Source organism: Rhizobium sp. BK512 (assembly GCF_014194915.1).
Lineage (GTDB): Bacteria > Pseudomonadota > Alphaproteobacteria > Rhizobiales > Rhizobiaceae > Rhizobium.
Genome location: NZ_JACIAS010000003.1, coordinates 869,177 through 884,643 on the forward strand (window position 1 = coordinate 869,177; position 15,467 = coordinate 884,643).

15 protein-coding genes and 1 pseudogene are annotated in these 15,467 nt (G+C 59.2%); 4 read left to right on the forward strand and 12 right to left on the reverse strand.

Going from position 1 to position 15,467, the window contains the following annotated elements; all coding sequences use genetic code 11:
• The first annotated feature begins 55 nt into the window (after positions 1 to 55).
• Together FHX06_RS14945 and FHX06_RS14950 are read left to right on the forward strand one after the other, a co-directional pair.
• The gene (locus FHX06_RS14945; RefSeq protein WP_183879865.1) at positions 56 to 238 is read left to right on the forward strand and encodes a hypothetical protein; all 183 of its coding nucleotides are present in this window, start codon (positions 56 to 58) and stop codon (positions 236 to 238) included.
• Between the two features lie 41 nt (positions 239 to 279).
• Positions 280 to 504, forward strand: a pseudogene (locus FHX06_RS14950) (DUF2934 domain-containing protein); the annotation flags it as partial.
• Between the two features lie 18 nt (positions 505 to 522).
• Here FHX06_RS14950 and FHX06_RS14955 read toward each other — a convergent pair.
• The 7 genes from FHX06_RS14955 to FHX06_RS14985 form a co-directional block, all read right to left on the reverse strand.
• The gene (locus FHX06_RS14955; protein ID WP_112545301.1) at positions 523 to 897 is read right to left on the reverse strand and encodes a hypothetical protein; all 375 of its coding nucleotides are present in this window, start codon (positions 895 to 897) and stop codon (positions 523 to 525) included.
• A gap of 65 nt (positions 898 to 962) precedes the next feature.
• Positions 963 to 1,181 (reverse strand): hypothetical protein, encoded by a 219-nt coding sequence (locus FHX06_RS14960; RefSeq protein WP_183879867.1) that lies wholly within the window; start codon positions 1,179 to 1,181, stop codon positions 963 to 965.
• 171 nt (positions 1,182 to 1,352) lie between these two features.
• Positions 1,353 to 3,356 (reverse strand): aldo/keto reductase, encoded by a 2,004-nt coding sequence (locus FHX06_RS14965; RefSeq protein WP_183879869.1) that lies wholly within the window; start codon positions 3,354 to 3,356, stop codon positions 1,353 to 1,355.
• 36 nt (positions 3,357 to 3,392) lie between these two features.
• Positions 3,393 to 4,478, reverse strand: coding sequence for an ABC transporter ATP-binding protein (locus FHX06_RS14970; protein WP_183879871.1), 1,086 nt, complete (start codon positions 4,476 to 4,478; stop codon positions 3,393 to 3,395).
• An 11-nt stretch (positions 4,479 to 4,489) separates the two neighbouring features.
• Complete coding sequence (locus FHX06_RS14975; RefSeq protein WP_112545305.1) at positions 4,490 to 5,326, reverse strand: carbohydrate ABC transporter permease; 837 nt, start codon at positions 5,324 to 5,326, stop codon at positions 4,490 to 4,492.
• Positions 5,323 to 6,183, reverse strand: a complete 861-nt coding sequence (locus FHX06_RS14980; protein WP_112970297.1) for a carbohydrate ABC transporter permease — start codon at positions 6,181 to 6,183, stop codon at positions 5,323 to 5,325. Before FHX06_RS14980 ends, FHX06_RS14975 begins: the two co-directional genes overlap by 4 nt.
• Before the next feature lie 80 nt (positions 6,184 to 6,263).
• A complete protein-coding gene (locus FHX06_RS14985; protein WP_112545307.1) occupies positions 6,264 to 7,538 on the reverse strand; it encodes an ABC transporter substrate-binding protein in 1,275 nt (424 codons plus the stop codon).
• Positions 7,539 to 7,623: 85 nt separating this feature from the next.
• On the opposite strand from FHX06_RS14985, the gene FHX06_RS14990 reads away from it, so the two are divergent.
• Both FHX06_RS14990 and FHX06_RS14995 read left to right on the forward strand, forming a co-directional pair.
• Positions 7,624 to 8,532: a helix-turn-helix domain-containing protein gene (locus tag FHX06_RS14990; RefSeq protein WP_112545308.1), complete on the forward strand. Its 909-nt coding sequence runs from the start codon at positions 7,624 to 7,626 to the stop codon at positions 8,530 to 8,532.
• Between the two features lie 92 nt (positions 8,533 to 8,624).
• Complete coding sequence (locus FHX06_RS14995) at positions 8,625 to 8,909, forward strand: acylphosphatase (RefSeq protein WP_183879873.1); 285 nt, start codon at positions 8,625 to 8,627, stop codon at positions 8,907 to 8,909.
• A 2-nt stretch (positions 8,910 to 8,911) separates the two neighbouring features.
• On the opposite strand, the gene FHX06_RS15000 is transcribed toward FHX06_RS14995, so the two are convergent.
• The 5 genes from FHX06_RS15000 to FHX06_RS15020 form a co-directional block, all read right to left on the reverse strand.
• Positions 8,912 to 9,892 (reverse strand): ABC transporter ATP-binding protein, encoded by a 981-nt coding sequence (locus FHX06_RS15000; protein ID WP_113210353.1) that lies wholly within the window; start codon positions 9,890 to 9,892, stop codon positions 8,912 to 8,914.
• Positions 9,893 to 9,895: 3 nt separating this feature from the next.
• A complete protein-coding gene (locus tag FHX06_RS15005; protein WP_113210352.1) occupies positions 9,896 to 10,720 on the reverse strand; it encodes a carbohydrate ABC transporter permease in 825 nt (274 codons plus the stop codon).
• Positions 10,717 to 11,580 carry a carbohydrate ABC transporter permease gene (locus FHX06_RS15010; RefSeq protein ID WP_112545311.1) on the reverse strand — a complete coding sequence of 288 codons (864 nt, stop codon included), beginning with the start codon at positions 11,578 to 11,580 and terminating at the stop codon, positions 10,717 to 10,719. The genes FHX06_RS15005 and FHX06_RS15010 overlap by 4 nt, the downstream gene beginning before the upstream one ends.
• Before the next feature lie 64 nt (positions 11,581 to 11,644).
• The gene (locus tag FHX06_RS15015) at positions 11,645 to 12,925 is read right to left on the reverse strand and encodes an ABC transporter substrate-binding protein (RefSeq protein WP_409564401.1); all 1,281 of its coding nucleotides are present in this window, start codon (positions 12,923 to 12,925) and stop codon (positions 11,645 to 11,647) included.
• Between the two features lie 69 nt (positions 12,926 to 12,994).
• A complete protein-coding gene (locus FHX06_RS15020) occupies positions 12,995 to 15,328 on the reverse strand; it encodes an alpha-L-rhamnosidase (protein ID WP_183850358.1) in 2,334 nt (777 codons plus the stop codon).
• Between the last annotated feature and the right edge of the window lie 139 nt (positions 15,329 to 15,467).

The window sequence follows — 15,467 nt, forward strand, 5'->3', positions numbered from 1 at the left end:
CTCTGCGGCGGAACCTCGAACGAATGCCGGTGTTTTCTGAAAAAGGAGATGCGTCATGGGCACGAAGGACACCAACGCCAAAGCCGAACAACGCCGTCCGAGGGATGTCGGACCGATTGCGGAAACAGCGGATCGTGCAGACAGGGAGTCCATTGCCCCGCCGACCATCCAGCCGCCAGGCGCAAGGGATGAAAGCGAGCGGCCGATCGTCGATCCGATCACCGGCGTTGCTCACTGACGAGAAGACGCCGGCAGATTGGAGCGGTTGGAGGTAACAGAATGGCTAGGGACAAAGAAGAAGCAATTCGGCAGCGCGCCTACGAGATTTGGGAGCAGGAGGGCCGACCGGAAGGAGCGGCGCTTCGGCATTGGCTCCAGGCATCCGACGAATTCAGCGACGACGACGAACACGAGACGATGCAGGAATTGATCGATGAGGACGATCGCGACGATGCTGCTTTGCTCCAAGGCGCCGGTGAGAGCGGAGACATTCATACGCGCCGCTAGTCGCGCATAGGTAGATTACTTCTCGGTTCGCTCCAGTAGAATTCGGGCTTCCTCGAAGCGGCGCTTTCGATCGGCATCATCTTCACTCGGCGAATAACAGGTATTCGACACGCAGAACCGCGCGAGATGATGCGGCTTGTCGGCTTTGTCGAATTCGCACTCGAACTCGTCGGTCATCTCTCCCGGTGCGGTCCCCGGTCGCGTCGAATAGGTCATGCGGACGCCGGGTGGCTTGAGTTCCGGGAAAGATTGAACGGTGCCGATCAAAAGCTGATCGCTCATGAAGAAGCCTTTGGCGACTGACTGACATGTCGCCTCCAGATCCGGAGATTGCGCGAAAGCTGCCGCTGGAAACAGGATAATGCCGAATAATACTAGATGTTTACGCAAGCGCGTCTCCTCATTGTATCGTTCTGAGTGAGGTAGCGCCGATACGGCAAAAACAAGTGGGGCCATCAGACGGCGCCGGAAAAATCTTCCGACAGCAGGCCGAGCAATTCACCGCGATCGCGCACACCGAATTCGAACCAGTCGACCAGCGCTTTCGCCTTTGCCATTCCGAGATTGCTGCTACGGACGCAACGCGCGGCCGCACACCATTCCTGGTGAATGCCGTCAAGAAAATTCATCGTCTCCGACGTCAGGACTTCTTTCGGCCAAACCGTTCGCGTCATTGCCTTGCTCCCTGGTGCGGGGCACACACTAGATGACCTATGGTTGAGGGCAATGGCGAGAATGCAACACTGACGGATTAGTTGTCGTCGGCCCGTGCGCCGTCGCGCAACAGAAAAGCGGCAGGCGCTGAGGCCTGCCGCTTATCGTAACGCGTTCTCCGTGAGAGGCTATCAGGCTTCCAGCCATTTCACCTGTTCGGGCGAAAGCTTGATGTCCAACGCCGAAAGGCTGTCTTCCAGTTCGGCGATCGTGCGCGGCCCGATCAGCGGAATGACCGGGAAGGGTTTGGCGATGACATAGGCAAGTGCGATATGGATCGGATGCCGGCCAAGCTCCTTGGCAAGCGCGATCGCGCGGTCACGCCGTTCGAAATTGCGATCCGAATACCAGCAGCGCACGATCTCCTCGTCGCCACGCTTGTCGCGGCCGGCCCGGTCGGTGAAGAAACCGCGGCCCTGGCTCGACCAGGCAAAGTTCGGGATCTGCTTTTCGTTCAGCCACTTTTTCCACTCGTCATCGGAGGCGGCAACACAGCCGGCCCAGATTGGATCGAGCATTTCGGCAAGCGAGAAGTTGTTGGAAAGCGCGGCGGGCGCTGCCTTGCCGTTCTTCTTGGCATAGGCAATCGCCTCGTCGAAGCGCTCGCGCGTCCAGTTCGAGCCACCGAAGATGCCGCGGATGCGGCCGCGCTTGACCTCGGCATCCATGGCATCGACGAATTCACCGACAGGTACATCGGTATTGTCGCGATGCATGAAGTAGATATCGACATAATCGGTCTTCAGGCGGTTGAGAGACTGGTCGAGTTGCTTGCTGATGACATCAGGATAGCAGAGCGGCGAATGGGCGCCCTTGCCGATCAGCACGATCTCCTCGCGTGGTACCTGCCGGCTTGTATGCCAGTCGCCAAAAATGCTCTCCGTCTTGCCGCCGCCATAGACGAAGGCCGTATCGAAGACATTGCCACCGGCTTCATAAAAGGTGTCGAGCGTCAGAGAGGCGGCTGCGAAACTCGGGAAGAATTCGAAACCGAGGGTGACGACCGAAGCGGGCTTGGAAATGCCGGGGATCTGGCGCTGCGGAATGGAGTTGCCGCGCCGGACGGCGTCGCCGGCAATGTTCACGGTGCGCTTGGCGGCTTTCTCGACACCATATTCGAGGCCAACCGAAGCGCGCCATTGGTCGAGCACCTTCAGATTGTTGATCGAGTCCGCCCAGCTCATGCCGGGTGAGCGGAATTCCTTCTCGCCGGCGCGGATCGCGTCACCGGCAGCATCCGCTTCGAAGGAGTAAAGCCAGCGGTCTTCCTTGACTTCGATTGTTTCCTGCTCGCCATTCTTGAAGATCTCGATCTTGCCGACCCCGCCCTTGTGACCGGAGGCGAACCAGAAATCCTTCACCTCGATACGGCCCTGCGAGCCAATGATGCGCAGCACATTGTCCTGCTGCGCCATGATCGAGCATGAGACCTCGGCTATGATTTCGTTGGGGAATTTGAGTACGGCCGACGCCCATTCATCGACACCGGACTGGCCGAGATGGGCCACACCCGAAACCTTTTCCGGATCGAGGAAGGGTTTGTCCGCCGCCGCACCCGCGATCAGCCGGGCCATGGAAACGGGATAGCCCCCGACATCCAGAATGCCGCCGCCAGCCGTTTCATTGGCAAACAGGCGGTGTTCCGGCCTGTATGTCCCCATGCTGAAGCCGAAGCTCGAGCGGATGATGCGGATTTCGCCGATCACGCCGCTCTTGACGAGTTCTACCAGCTTTTCGGTCTGCGGATGGACGCGATACATGAAGGCTTCACCGGCAAAGACGCCGGCCTTTTTCGCCTCATAGTAGATCGCCTCGGCATCATAGGCTGAGAGAGCGATCGGCTTTTCGACCAGCACATGCTTGCCGGCGCGGATCGCCTTGATGGCCCATTCGGCGTGGCCGGTATGCGGCGTGGCGATATAGATCGCGTCGACTTCGTTGTCCCCTAGCAGTGCTTCGTAACCATTGACGATACGCGCGCCAGGAAAGCCGTCGGCGAGGCCCGGCTTATCGGGGTTGCGGGTCGCGATGGCCACGAGCTTGCCGGTGCGTGAATGCGCGACGCCATCGGCAAAGGTGCGGGCGATAGTGCCGGGGCCGATAATGCCCCAGCGGATCGGATTATCTGAAGTCATGACTATCCTCTTTCGTATTTCAGTCTTGGGATCACGTTATCGAAGCCGCTTGCCGGCGGTATCGAACAGGAAGGTGCGGGCGGCGGACAGCGACACCGTCAGCCGCTCGGTCTTGCCGAGGTTGCGGGATTCTGGCTGTTCTATGATGAGCTGGTCGCCGCCGAAGTTTGCGTAGATGTAGCTGGTGTTGCCGAGGTGCTCGGCGACATCGACGGCAACCGTCAGGTCCGCTTCGCCCCGACCTGCCTCACCGAAATGCTCCGGCCGAATGCCGAGTGTGACCGATGTCCCCGATGTGATGGACGGGTCGCGCAATGGTACCTCGAGGCGCACCATTCTGTCGTCCACAAGCACGATTGTCGCCTTGCCCGCCTGTATCTCGGCCACCTCGGCCTTGAGGAAATTCATCTTCGGCGAGCCGACGAAGCCGGCGACGAACTGGTTAGCCGGATCGTCATAGAGATCGAGCGGCGCGCCGATCTGTTCGATATTGCCGGCGCGCAGAACGACAATCTTATCGGCGAGCGTCATTGCCTCCGTCTGGTCGTGCGTCACATAGATCATCGTCGTGCCGAGCTGCTTGTGCAGCCTGGAGATCTCGACGCGCATCTGCACCCGCAGTTCCGCGTCGAGGTTCGACAATGGCTCGTCGAAGAGGAAGACCTGTGGTTCGCGCACGATGGCCCGGCCGATTGCGACGCGCTGCCGCTGGCCGCCGGATAGCTGCTTCGGCCGGCGTTTCATCAGTTCAGTAATCTGCAGGATCTCTGCGACATGGCGCACACGCCGTTCGGTATCTGCCTTCGGATTGCCATTCATACGCAGGCCGAAGCTCAGGTTCTCCTCGACGGTCAGATGCGGATAGAGCGCGTAGGATTGGAAGACCATGGCGATGCCACGGTCGGCCGGCTCGACGTCGTTGACAACACGGCCGCCGATCTTCAGTTCACCGCCGGTAATATCCTCAAGGCCGGCGATCATGCGCAAGAGCGTGGACTTGCCACAGCCGGAGGGGCCGACGAAGACGACAAATTCGCCGTCCTTCACGTCGAGGTCGGCGCCGTGAATGATTTCAAGCGCGCCGTAGCGTTTGACGATATTGTTGAGTGAAAGCTCTGCCATAGGCACCTCGATTATTTGATTGCGCCGGCCGCAATGCCGGCGATGAAGTGACGCTGCAGAGCCACGAAGACGACGAGGATCGGTGCCGTCAGAAGCACTGCACCCGCCATGATGCCGCCCCAGGAAACCTTGGTGAGGCCGATCAGCACGCCGAGTGCGACAGGAGCCGTCATCATGCCCGGCTTCGAATTGATCAGCAGCGGCCAGAGATAATTGTTCCACGAGGCGAGGAAGAGGATGATCGCCAGTGCCGCCATGGTCGGGCGCGCCAGTGGCAATGCAATGCGCAGGAAGATCTGCCACTCCTTGACGCCCTCGACGCGGGCCGCATCGAAAAGATCATTCGGCATCATGGAAAAGGATTGCCGCATGAAGAGCACGCCGAGCGAATTGAAGAGCGGCGGCACGATGAGTGCGATCCAGGTATTGGCGAGCTTGAACTCACGCGCCACCATGATGAATTGCGGAATGACCACGACGAAATAGGGAAGCGTGATCGTGCCGAGAATGATGGCGATGACAAGTGACCGGCCGACGAAGCGGTAGCGGGCGAGCGCCCAGCCGGCCATGGAGGTCAGCATCACCGACAGAACGGTATAGACGGTGGCGACGACGATTGAGATCATCATGGCGCCGATGAAGTTCGTGTCCGCCTGCAGGTTCTGGAAGTTCGCGACAAAATTGGTTGAGGGCCAGAGTACGATCTGCGGGCTGAAAATGCCGTAGTCCGGCATGGTCGAGAAGACGAACATCATCCAGAGCGGAAAGAGCCAGATGATCGCCAGCGGCAGAAGGAAAGCGTGCAGGGCAATCTTGCGCAGGAGAAGCGATTGCGACTTGGATCTCATTTCGGTTCCCTCCCGACCCAGAGATTGAGAAGCGAGATCACCACTGCGAGTGCTGCCATCGTATAGGCAATTGCCGAAGCGTAGCCGAAATTCAGCGAGGTGAAGCCCTGGCGATAGAGGAGCAGGCCCAGTGTCTCGGTGCCGCCGCCTGGACCACCGCGATTGGTGATCAGGAAGGGCTCGGCGAAGAGTTGCATCGTGCCGATGACCGACAAGACCACGCAGAAGAGGATGATCGGCTTCAGGAGGGGCAGGGTGATGTGGAAGAATTGCTGCAGCTTGCTGACGCGATCGAGTGTTGCCGCCTCATAGACATCCTCGGGGATCGATTGCAGGCCAGCCAGAATGATGATGGCGTTGTAACCCGCCCATCGCCAGGTAACGGCGATAATGATGACGACCATGGCGGCATTGGCATTGTCGAACCAGGAAACGGGGGCAAGACCGGCTGCCCCGATCAGCTTGTTGATGATGCCGAAATCGAGATTGAACATCAGCCTGAACACCGCTGCATAGGCGACCTCGCCAACCACGACCGGCGCAAAAAAGGCGAAACGGAACAGGGCGCGCGCTTTCAGAAGCGGCGAATTGAGCAGTACGGCCATGATGGTTGCCAGCGTAATCATGACCGGCACCTGAATGACCAGGATGATGAGCGTGTTATAGACGGCGTTATAGAAGGCCGGGTCGGCGAAGAGGCGCCCCCAATTGGCCTGCAGGCTGAATTTCCACGGATTGATGCGTGTGTTCTGGAACGAAATCAGAAATGAATTGATGATCGGCCACACCCAGAAGGCGGCGAAGACCAGAAGATAGGGCGCTAGGAACGCATAGGCGCTCCGGTTTCTGATCGGCATGGTACCTCCTTACCGAAACGAATGCGCCTGCCGCCTCCCGCGGCAGGCGAGGCCGGGCGCTTAGGCACCCGGCTTGCCATTCATTGAGCGATAGGAAGACCCGTCGCCGAGGCGATCTGTTTGGCGGCGTCGTCGAGAGCCGCCTTCGCATCGGGATAGCCGCCGGCGAAATACTTCGTCTGCGTCGTCTTGTAGATTGCGTCCGCGTCAGTCTGGAAGGCCGTGCCGCGGCTCGGCACGATCTTCGGCAGGGTAGCGAGGATGTCGGCCCAGATCTTCTGGCCGCCCCAATAGGGCTGTGGCTCGTTGACGAAGGGATCCTGCACGGCCGAGAGCAGCGACGGCACGAGGCCGAACGACTTCAGCATCGTGACCTGGCCCTCATTGGTGGTGAGTGCGTATGTCAGATACTTGAAGGCTGCTTCCTTGTTCTGCGAATTGGCATTGATGGCGAGCGAGGAGCCGCCGAGGTTGGCAGCATGCGGGCTGTCGGCGCTCATGCCGGGCATGGCGTAGACACCCCACTTGCCCGACAGATCGGGAGAGCCGGAACGGATCGTGCCTTCATACCAGCCGCCGAAGACCTGGCTTGCGACTTTGCCGGCGGTGTTGGAGGAGATCTTTTCGTCCCAATTTGCTGCCGTCAGCGTGCCGGCATCCTTCATCGCCTTGACTTTTTCCAGCGTCTGGACGCAAGCCGGCTGGTTGACGGTGATCGACTGGCCGTCGGTCGAGAAATAGCCGCAGCCCTGTTCGTTGGCGAGCATGCGGAACCATTCGCTGTCGCCGTTGAAATCGGCCTGGCCCATCACGACGCCGGGATTGGCTGCCGAGATCTTCTTGCCGGCGGCAATGAAATCGTCCCAGGTTGCAATCGACTTCGGATCGACACCGGCCTTTTCGTAGTAATCGCGACGATAGAAGACGGTAACCGGACCGGAATCCCACGGCATGGCATAGGCGACATCGCCGATCTCAAGCTCGGTGCGCTTGAAGTCAGGGAATTTCGACTGCATGTCGGCGTTGTAACCGAGATCCTTCAGATTGGCGAAGCAATCCGGGAAACGGCTCCAGAAGATTTCCGCCTCGAAATTCTCGATCGTCACGATATCGGGAAGGCCGTCGCCGCCGGCGGCGCAGGCGGCGAGCGTCTTGTCGAAGACCTGCTGGTTGCCGAGATCCTGGACATCGACCTTGATGTCGGGGAACTGCTTGTTGAAGCCCTCGATCGTCGATTTGAGAGCGGAAGCTGCGACGTTCCAGCTCCAGATGGTAAGCGTAGCGGATTGCGCATAGGCAGATCCGGATGCAAGCAGCACGAGCGCTGTCGTTGCCGTTATGAGTTTAGAGCGCATGAAAATCCTCCCTTTTCAATTGCTGTCGCTGAGCGAACAGGGCTAATCTAACGCGGCGGAAACGGCTGTCTCATAAAAAGGGAATATCGAATTGGCGGAAAGTAAGGTCGTCGGCAAACCTGTTTACCAGCCTGGTGCGAGCACCATTGAAGGCATGCCGATGGCGCTTCAGATGTTTTACGCCCATCCGCCGGTCATGGCGATGCCGCACTGGCATGCGCAGGTCGAGGTCAATTATATCATGCGTGGCGACGTTCACTACCGCATGAATGGCCATGAAGTCAGCCTCAAGGCCGGTCAGATGTGCCTGTTCTGGGGCGGGCAGCCGCATCAGATGGACGAATCCTCAGATGATTCTCTCTATGCCGGCGCGCATTTGCCGCTCGTTTATTTCTTCAAGATGCGCCTGCCTCCGACCATAGGCACCCGTCTGATGAAGGGGGAGATCCTGCTGACATCTGCGACCGATGCGGCCGACGAGGCAAATTTTCCGCGTTGGTATGACTATGCCAGGTCCGGCGACCCGCGGAAAACGCAGCATGCCGTTGACGAATTGCTTCTCCGCATCGAGCGGATTGCCTTGGATTCCTACTCAATGACGCCCGACGATAGCGCCGACGAACTTGAGCAGCCCAACGCACATTTGTCCCGCAGCGTTGCTCGCATGTGCGACTTCATCGCGAGCAATTTCCTGCAGGATATCGATACGGTCGAGATTGCCCGCGCGGTCGAGCTCCATCCGAAATATGCGATGAACCTGTTCAAGAAAACGACCGGCATGACGATCAGCAAATATCTCAATCTGCTGCGTCTTTCGCATGCCCAGGCACAGTTGATGGGCGAGGGCTCGAATGTGCTTCAGATCGCGATGGATAGTGGGTTCGGGTCGATCAGTGCATTCAACAAGTCGTTCCGGAATATTGCCGGCATGTCCCCATCCGACTTCCGGCGCGATATACGCTCAGTGATAGGAAACATCTCCGTCGCCGGTTGAGATGCCGTTCGATCTGCCTCTCGGAACCGTTTGCGCGATTGGAACGAGCGACAGCCTGGAATGACTACCCGGATGTCAGAGAGGACTTCAAAATGACAACCAGCCAGGATGCTTTTCGTGTACGCATTACCGGCGGGGTGCAGGGCGTCGGTTATCGCGCCTGGGCCCGCGATCAGGCCCTGCAGCTCGGCTTGACCGGCTGGGTGCGGAATGAGGCCGACGGCTCGGTCAGCGCTCTGATTGTCGGCTCTCCAGCCGCCACCGGTTCCATGCTTGAGCGTTTCTGGAGCGGTCCCGCCGGTTCCTCCGTATCGGAGGTGAAAACAGAGGAGGCCGCGCTCGACGAGGTGCCGAGCGACTTTCGTATCGTCCGGTAAGATCAGGAGAACCTGTGTTCCTTCTCGGCGAGTGGCGAGGCGAATTGCATTTCTCCGATCTTGATCGGCCGGTCGCCATCCGTTCGTACGACAAGCGTCTGCAATTCCGGTACATCGAGATAGACTACCGTGTCGGCACCGAGCCGCTCGATGTGACGTACCTTGCCCTGCCACTTTCCTTCGATCGATGAGAGCGCGATATGCTCCGGCCGGATACCGTAGGTCCGGCAATTCTCCCGCGCAGCGATCTCTCCGTCGAACAGGTTCATCTTCGGAGAGCCAATGAAGCCGGCAACGAAGGGGCTCGCCGGATTGTTATAGAGCGTCATCGGCGTCCCGACCTGCTCGATCTGGCCGCCGTTCAGAACGACGATCTTGTCGGCCATCGTCATCGCCTCGACCTGGTCATGGGTGACGTAGATCATCGTGGCACCGAGCTTGGCATGAAGCTCGGTCAACTCGATGCGCATCTGCGAACGCAGCGACGCGTCGAGGTTCGAAAGCGGCTCGTCGAACAGGAAGACCTTGGGGTTGCGGATGATCGCCCTGCCGATTGCGACGCGTTGCCGTTGTCCACCCGAAAGCGCCCTTGGTTTGCGATCGAGCAGATGCGAAAGCTGCAGGATATCGGCGGTCTGCTTCACCCTTTCGGTGATTTCCGCCTTTGGGCGCCTGGCAAGCGAGAGGCCGAAGCCGATATTTTCCGCCACGGTCAGATGCGGGTAGAGGGCATAGGACTGGAAGACCATGGCGATACCGCGCTCGGATGGCTCGGCATCGGTCACGTCCTTGCCGTCGATGAAGACCTGCCCCGATGTTGTCGTCTCCAATCCCGAGATGATGCGGAGCAGCGTCGATTTCCCACAGCCGGACGGGCCGACGAAGACGCAGAACTCACCCGGCTCAACAGTGAGATCAATGCCCTTCATGACTTCCAGGCTGCCAAAATTCTTGCGGACACTTTCGAGAACAACTGATGTCATGGCCTATCCCTTGACTGCGCCGGCAGTCATGCCTGCAACGATCTGGCGGTTGAAGAAGATGAAGACGATCAGGGGCGGAATGGTTACCAGGAGGATGTTCATGAACAGCAGGTTGAACTGGGTCTGGAACTGGCCCTGGAAGTTATAAAGCGTCAGCTGCACAGTCACGTTCTCGCGGCCCGGCAGATAGTAGAGCGGGTTGGTGAAATCATTGAAGATGGCAATAGACTGGACGACAATGACAGTCACGGTGACGGGCTTCAAAAGTGGCAGAATGACGCGAAAGAAGATTTGGAACGGCTTTGCCCCGTCGATGATCGCTGCCTCATCGAGATCCCGCGGAATGGTTGCGATGAAGCTGCGAAACAGCAGAACCGTGAAGCCGAGGCCATAGGCGACCTGGATGAGCACCATGCCCGACAGTGTCTTGAAGAGGCCGAGCAGCTGCAGTACCCAGATGGTCGGAACAATGGCCGGCGGGATCATCAGGCCGGCGAGCACACATCCATAAATGACCGTATTCCAACGCGAGGGGCGGCGCTGCAGCACGTAGCCGACCATCGCGCCGAACAATACCAGCAGGCTGACGGCCGCCACGGTGATAACGGTCGAATTGAAATAGGCGAGCAGCAGCATGTAGTTGCGGGTCTGCACGACCTCCATGAAATTCTGCCAGAGCTGCCACTCGGCCGGCCAGCTGAATTTCAGCGCAGCCGCATCCTGTTTCGTCTTGGCCGCCGTTACGAAGATGAAGAGGAAAGGCAGCACGAAGATCACGCTGCAGGCGGCCAGTGCCGCAATCCCGGTATAAAGCTGGCGGCGGCTCATAGATCCACCTCCTTGCGATTGAACCAGGCCGTCAGTGGCAGGACGATGAGGCCGATGAGCAGGAAGAGGATCACGTTACCGGCCGTCGAAAGGCCATAGAAGCCTGCCTGGTATTGTTTGTAGATGACGCTTGCGAGAACATCAGAGGAAAAGCCCGGCCCGCCGCGGGTCATTGCCCATATCAGGTCGAAACTTCTGAGCCCGCCGATCAGCGAGAGCGTCACGACCGTCACTGTGGCGGGCCGCACCAGCGGGACCGTGACACGGAAAAACATCTGCGTACGGGTCGCGCCATCGATACGGGCGGCTTCATAATAGTCCGGGCTGATTGAGGCGAGCCCGGCAATATAGATCACGGTCGCAAGGCCGATGCCTTTCCAGAGATCGACGAAGACGATGGAGTAGAGCGCAAGAGCCGGATCGGTCAGCCAGCCGGGGCCGTGGATGCCAATGGCTGCAAGCGCGACATTGATCAGCCCGCGGGTCGGATGCATGAGCACCGAGAAGGTGATGCCGACGCCGATCGTCGAGACGAGAACCGGAAAGAAGATCACGGTGCGCAGCAGACCTTGTCCCCACAGGCCTGAGGTCAACAGCACTGCGAGGAGGAGACCGAGGACGGTTTTCGTGCCCGACGTCAGAACCGCGTAGATGATGGTGTTGACCAGGCCCTGGATCAGGAAGGGCTCGCGGAAGAACTGCCGGTAGTTCTCGAGACCGATAAACTGCGTGGTGAAGAGATCCCAACGTGTGAGACTGAACCAGAACGATGCGATCGTTGGCACCAGGAAGAGGACGGTGAATATCACCGCCGCCGGCAGTACGAACCAATAGGGATAAGGCGACTTGCGTGTTGTCATGCGGACACCGTGAAGCGTCCCCCACTCAGAGCTCGACGCGGTGAGCGGGGGAGCGGCTGGAAGGTTACCAGTTCGGCAGGCCAAGCTGCTTGGCCTGCTTCTCGACATCCTGATCGTAGAGAGCGGCTGCGTCCTTGGCAGAGCGTATGCCGGTCCCGACCTCGACGGTAATCTGCTCAAGCGCCGGTCCCTTCACCGGCGACAGGAATTCGAGTGCCGGACCATTGTGCCCGTCAGCATTGAAGTAGGGCAGCATGTCGGAAACGACCGGCGGAATATCCTTCGGAAGTTCGCATCCCTTGACGAGATAAGGACCTGAGGGAACGGCTTTCGCCATCAGATCGCAGGCTTCCTTGGAGCCGACGAAATCAAGGAATTTCTTGGCCTCTTCCAGGTTTTCGGACTTGGCGGAAGCATAGAGCGCCGAGGGCATCCAGACGGTCAGGCCGTTCTTGGCAGCGTCCGTCCCGGGTTGGGCAAAGAAGCCCAGGTCCTTCAGGTTGTCAGGGAAATTCTGCTGGATGGTGCCGATGCCGAAGGTGAGATTCGGATAGTGCGCGGCTTCTCCCGTGGCCACCATCCGCATACCGTCGTCAAAGGTGGCCGCGCCGAAGTCCGCATTGAGGAACCCGCCTTTCGCAACCTCCTCGAGATGTTCGAAACCGCGCAATGCGGCAGGTGTGGTGGCATATTTGATCTTGTTGGCGGTGTAGTCGCCCGCGAAGTTCGGAACCTCGGCCTGAACGTTATAGAAATCCGCCAGCACGAAGAGCTGCGACGTCCAGGTCGTGCCGTAAGTCTGGGCCACGGCTACCTTGCCGGCTGTCTTGATCTTCTCGTTGTTGCTCATGAACTCCGCCCAGGTCTTCGGCGGGGTGAGGCCGAGATCGGCGTAGATCTTTCTATTATAGAAGATGCCGCCGCCCATGGCGGGACCAAAAGGAAGGCCGCGAACGTGGCCGTCGGGGCTGGTGACGACCTTCTTGAAACTGTCGAGAATGCCGGCTTCAGACGGAAGGTCGGAAAGATCTGCGATCGTCTCCTGCGGCTTCAATGCCTGGAAGAGTGAACCGCTATTATACTGAAAAATATCAGCCATTTCGCCCGTAGCAAGCCGGGTCTTGATGATGTTATCACCCTCAGAGCCACCGGCACGCTGTTCGACGTCGAATGTGACGTCCGGATGCTTTTCCATATAGGCTTTGGAAACGGCATCGAACGAGGCAATGGATTCCGGATTGGTATCGATCAGCACGCTGAGGGTCACATCTGCATGTGCCACTCCAGCGGCAAGAGCCATGATGCTGGCTGCAAGGATGCTGCACTTCGTCATTCGCATAGTCATTTCCTCCTCTTGAAGACCGGAATGCGTTGGGCTGATTGCCCGCGGATCGAAAACCCGCGGGCAATCGCATCAGATGGAAAACGTAATCGTATGTTCTCCTGCATCGAGCCTGGTCTCCTCACCTTGCTCGATCGGGGCGCCATTTGCCTGCAGCGACTTGCGATCGCCTCTCCCTTGCAGACGCGCGGTCACGCCCTGCGGCAGCACCAGGCGGCATGTGACGGTTCCCTCCTCCAGGGTCCATCCAGCTTCGATGCGACCGAAGCGCGTGTCATGCCAGGCCGAAACCGGCGAGAGAGCAGGCAGAATCGCGGGGTCGAAGGCCACTTCCTCGAAGCCGGGCTTGTCTTCCAGCGGCTTGATGCCGGCAACATCTTCGAAGAGCCATTGGCACACCGCGCCGTAGGCATAGTGGTTATAGCTGTTCATATCGGGATCATAGATCGTGCCGTCCTCGGCAAGCGCATCCCATCGTTCCCAGATCGATGTCGCGCCGCGTTCGACCTGATAAAGCCAGCCTGGGACCTTCCGGTTGAGGAACATCTTTTCGGCAAGATCCAGCATGCCGAGCCGCGTTAGCGCCGGCAGCAGGGCAGGGGTACCAATGAATCCGGTACCGATGACGCCGTCGGTCTCTTCTGCCACTCTGCGGAAATAGCCGCGAGCGGCTTCCTCATATTCGGGTGGGACAAGGCCATGGAGGAACGCCAGAGACCAGGATGTCTGGTCGTTATGGGCAATGCGGCCGGAGGGCGAAAAGAACTCGTTCCTGAATGCTGCCCTGATCTCGGCGGCACGCTTTTCCAGCCGAGCGGCCTCGCCAGTCTCTCCGAGAATGTGGGCGATTTTTGCTGTCAGCTGCGTTGAAATGAAATGGTAGAGGGTGGCTGCGCAATCATCCGCTACGGTCGGCCGTGGCTTCCTGTTGTCGCCAACCGGCTGGAGCCAGTCACCGAAGGTAAAGCCATGCTCGCCCCAGACGGCGGGCGGGCGTATGATCGGTCCGTCCGAAATTCCCCAGAGATACTCGAGCCAGCCCAGCATCGCCGGGAAGCATTCTTCCAGCACTGCGCCATCGCCGTAATGCAGGTAGAGCTGCCAGGGAATGATGACAATCGCGTCGCCCCAGCCGGTCGAGCCAGCCCAGTCGCCCCGTCCGTCGATCGGGTGTAATCGAGTGGGATCGGGTGAAAAATGCGAAACGGCGCCATTGGCGCGCTGGTCGTGGATCACATCGCGAAGATATTTCTTGAGGAAGGACTGGCTGTCGGCAAGCCAGCAGGACGCTCCGGCGAAGACCTGCGCATCGCCGGTCCAGCCGAGGCGTTCGTCGCGCTGCGGGCAATCGGTGGGCACTTCGATAAAATTGGAGCGCTGCGACCAGATGGTGTTGTCGACGAGCTTGTTGACGGCGGCAATGCCTGATGTGAAACCGCCGGCGCTTGTCGGCACCGAGGTTACCGGGACCATGGTGACCGCGATCACTTCGGCCTGGCCGGTGACGGTAATGCGTGCATAGCGAAAGCCCATAAAAGTGAAGAGCGGCGCATATTCCTCTTCGCCTTCACCCGACAGCGTATAGATCAGCTCGGCACGCGCGCTGCGGTAATTGCGATTGTCGAAAAAGCGGTCAGCGCCGAGCACTTCGGAATGCTCGACGCGCACCTGCGCTCCGGCAGTACCTTCGAGCCGCAGCCTTATATAGGCGCCCGCATTCTGCCCGAAATCATAGACGATCCGGCCGTCGCTCTCGGTCCAGCGATCGACAGGAGCGAGGCCGGGCAGTTCCTTGACTGCGCCGGTCTCATGCGGAACGAGCAAAGCCTTGTCGAATGAGAGAACATCGATACCGTGGCTGTCCCGCGGGCGGATGCGGGCGTCATAATCTTCGCCATAATAGATCCCGTTGCGCGTAACGGGAGTGAAGCCGCTCTTCCAGCTGTCGTCGGTTTTAAGGAGCGCTTCGCCGCCCGCGCTTAATTCTGCGATCGCCCCCGTCTGCTCGCCCCAGCAATTGATGATCGGATTGGACGCCCACATCAGTTGGCTGCGATACCAGCCGTCGCCGAGCCAGATCTCGATGCGATTGTCGCCGGGCTGCAGGAGTTTCGCGACATCATAGGCCTGATAGGCGATCCGGTCATCATAACAGGTCCATCCGGGCGTCAGAAGGTCATCGCCCACGCGCTGTCCGTTGATGAAGGCACGATAGAGGCCGAGCGCGGAGATACGCAGCGTTGTTTCGGCAGGAACGGCGTCGAGTGCGAATTCACGCGACACAAACGTGCCCGATGTTGCCTGGCCACCGTCGCAGGACGGGCCGATCATTGACGCCGTGAACCGGAAAGCAGAACCGGCAAGGCCGTCCTCCCCGGCGATGCCGTGGGCCGAAACAGTCTTCATTGAGAACCTCCCTCAACCGCCAATTCCTCCGGCGGTTGCTCCGTGTGTATCGTTCTATGTATATCATTCTACACTATCGATTGCCGCGCAAGAGCTTTTGTGCGTATAGTTTTCCCCAAACTTGAGAGTAAGGCATTTT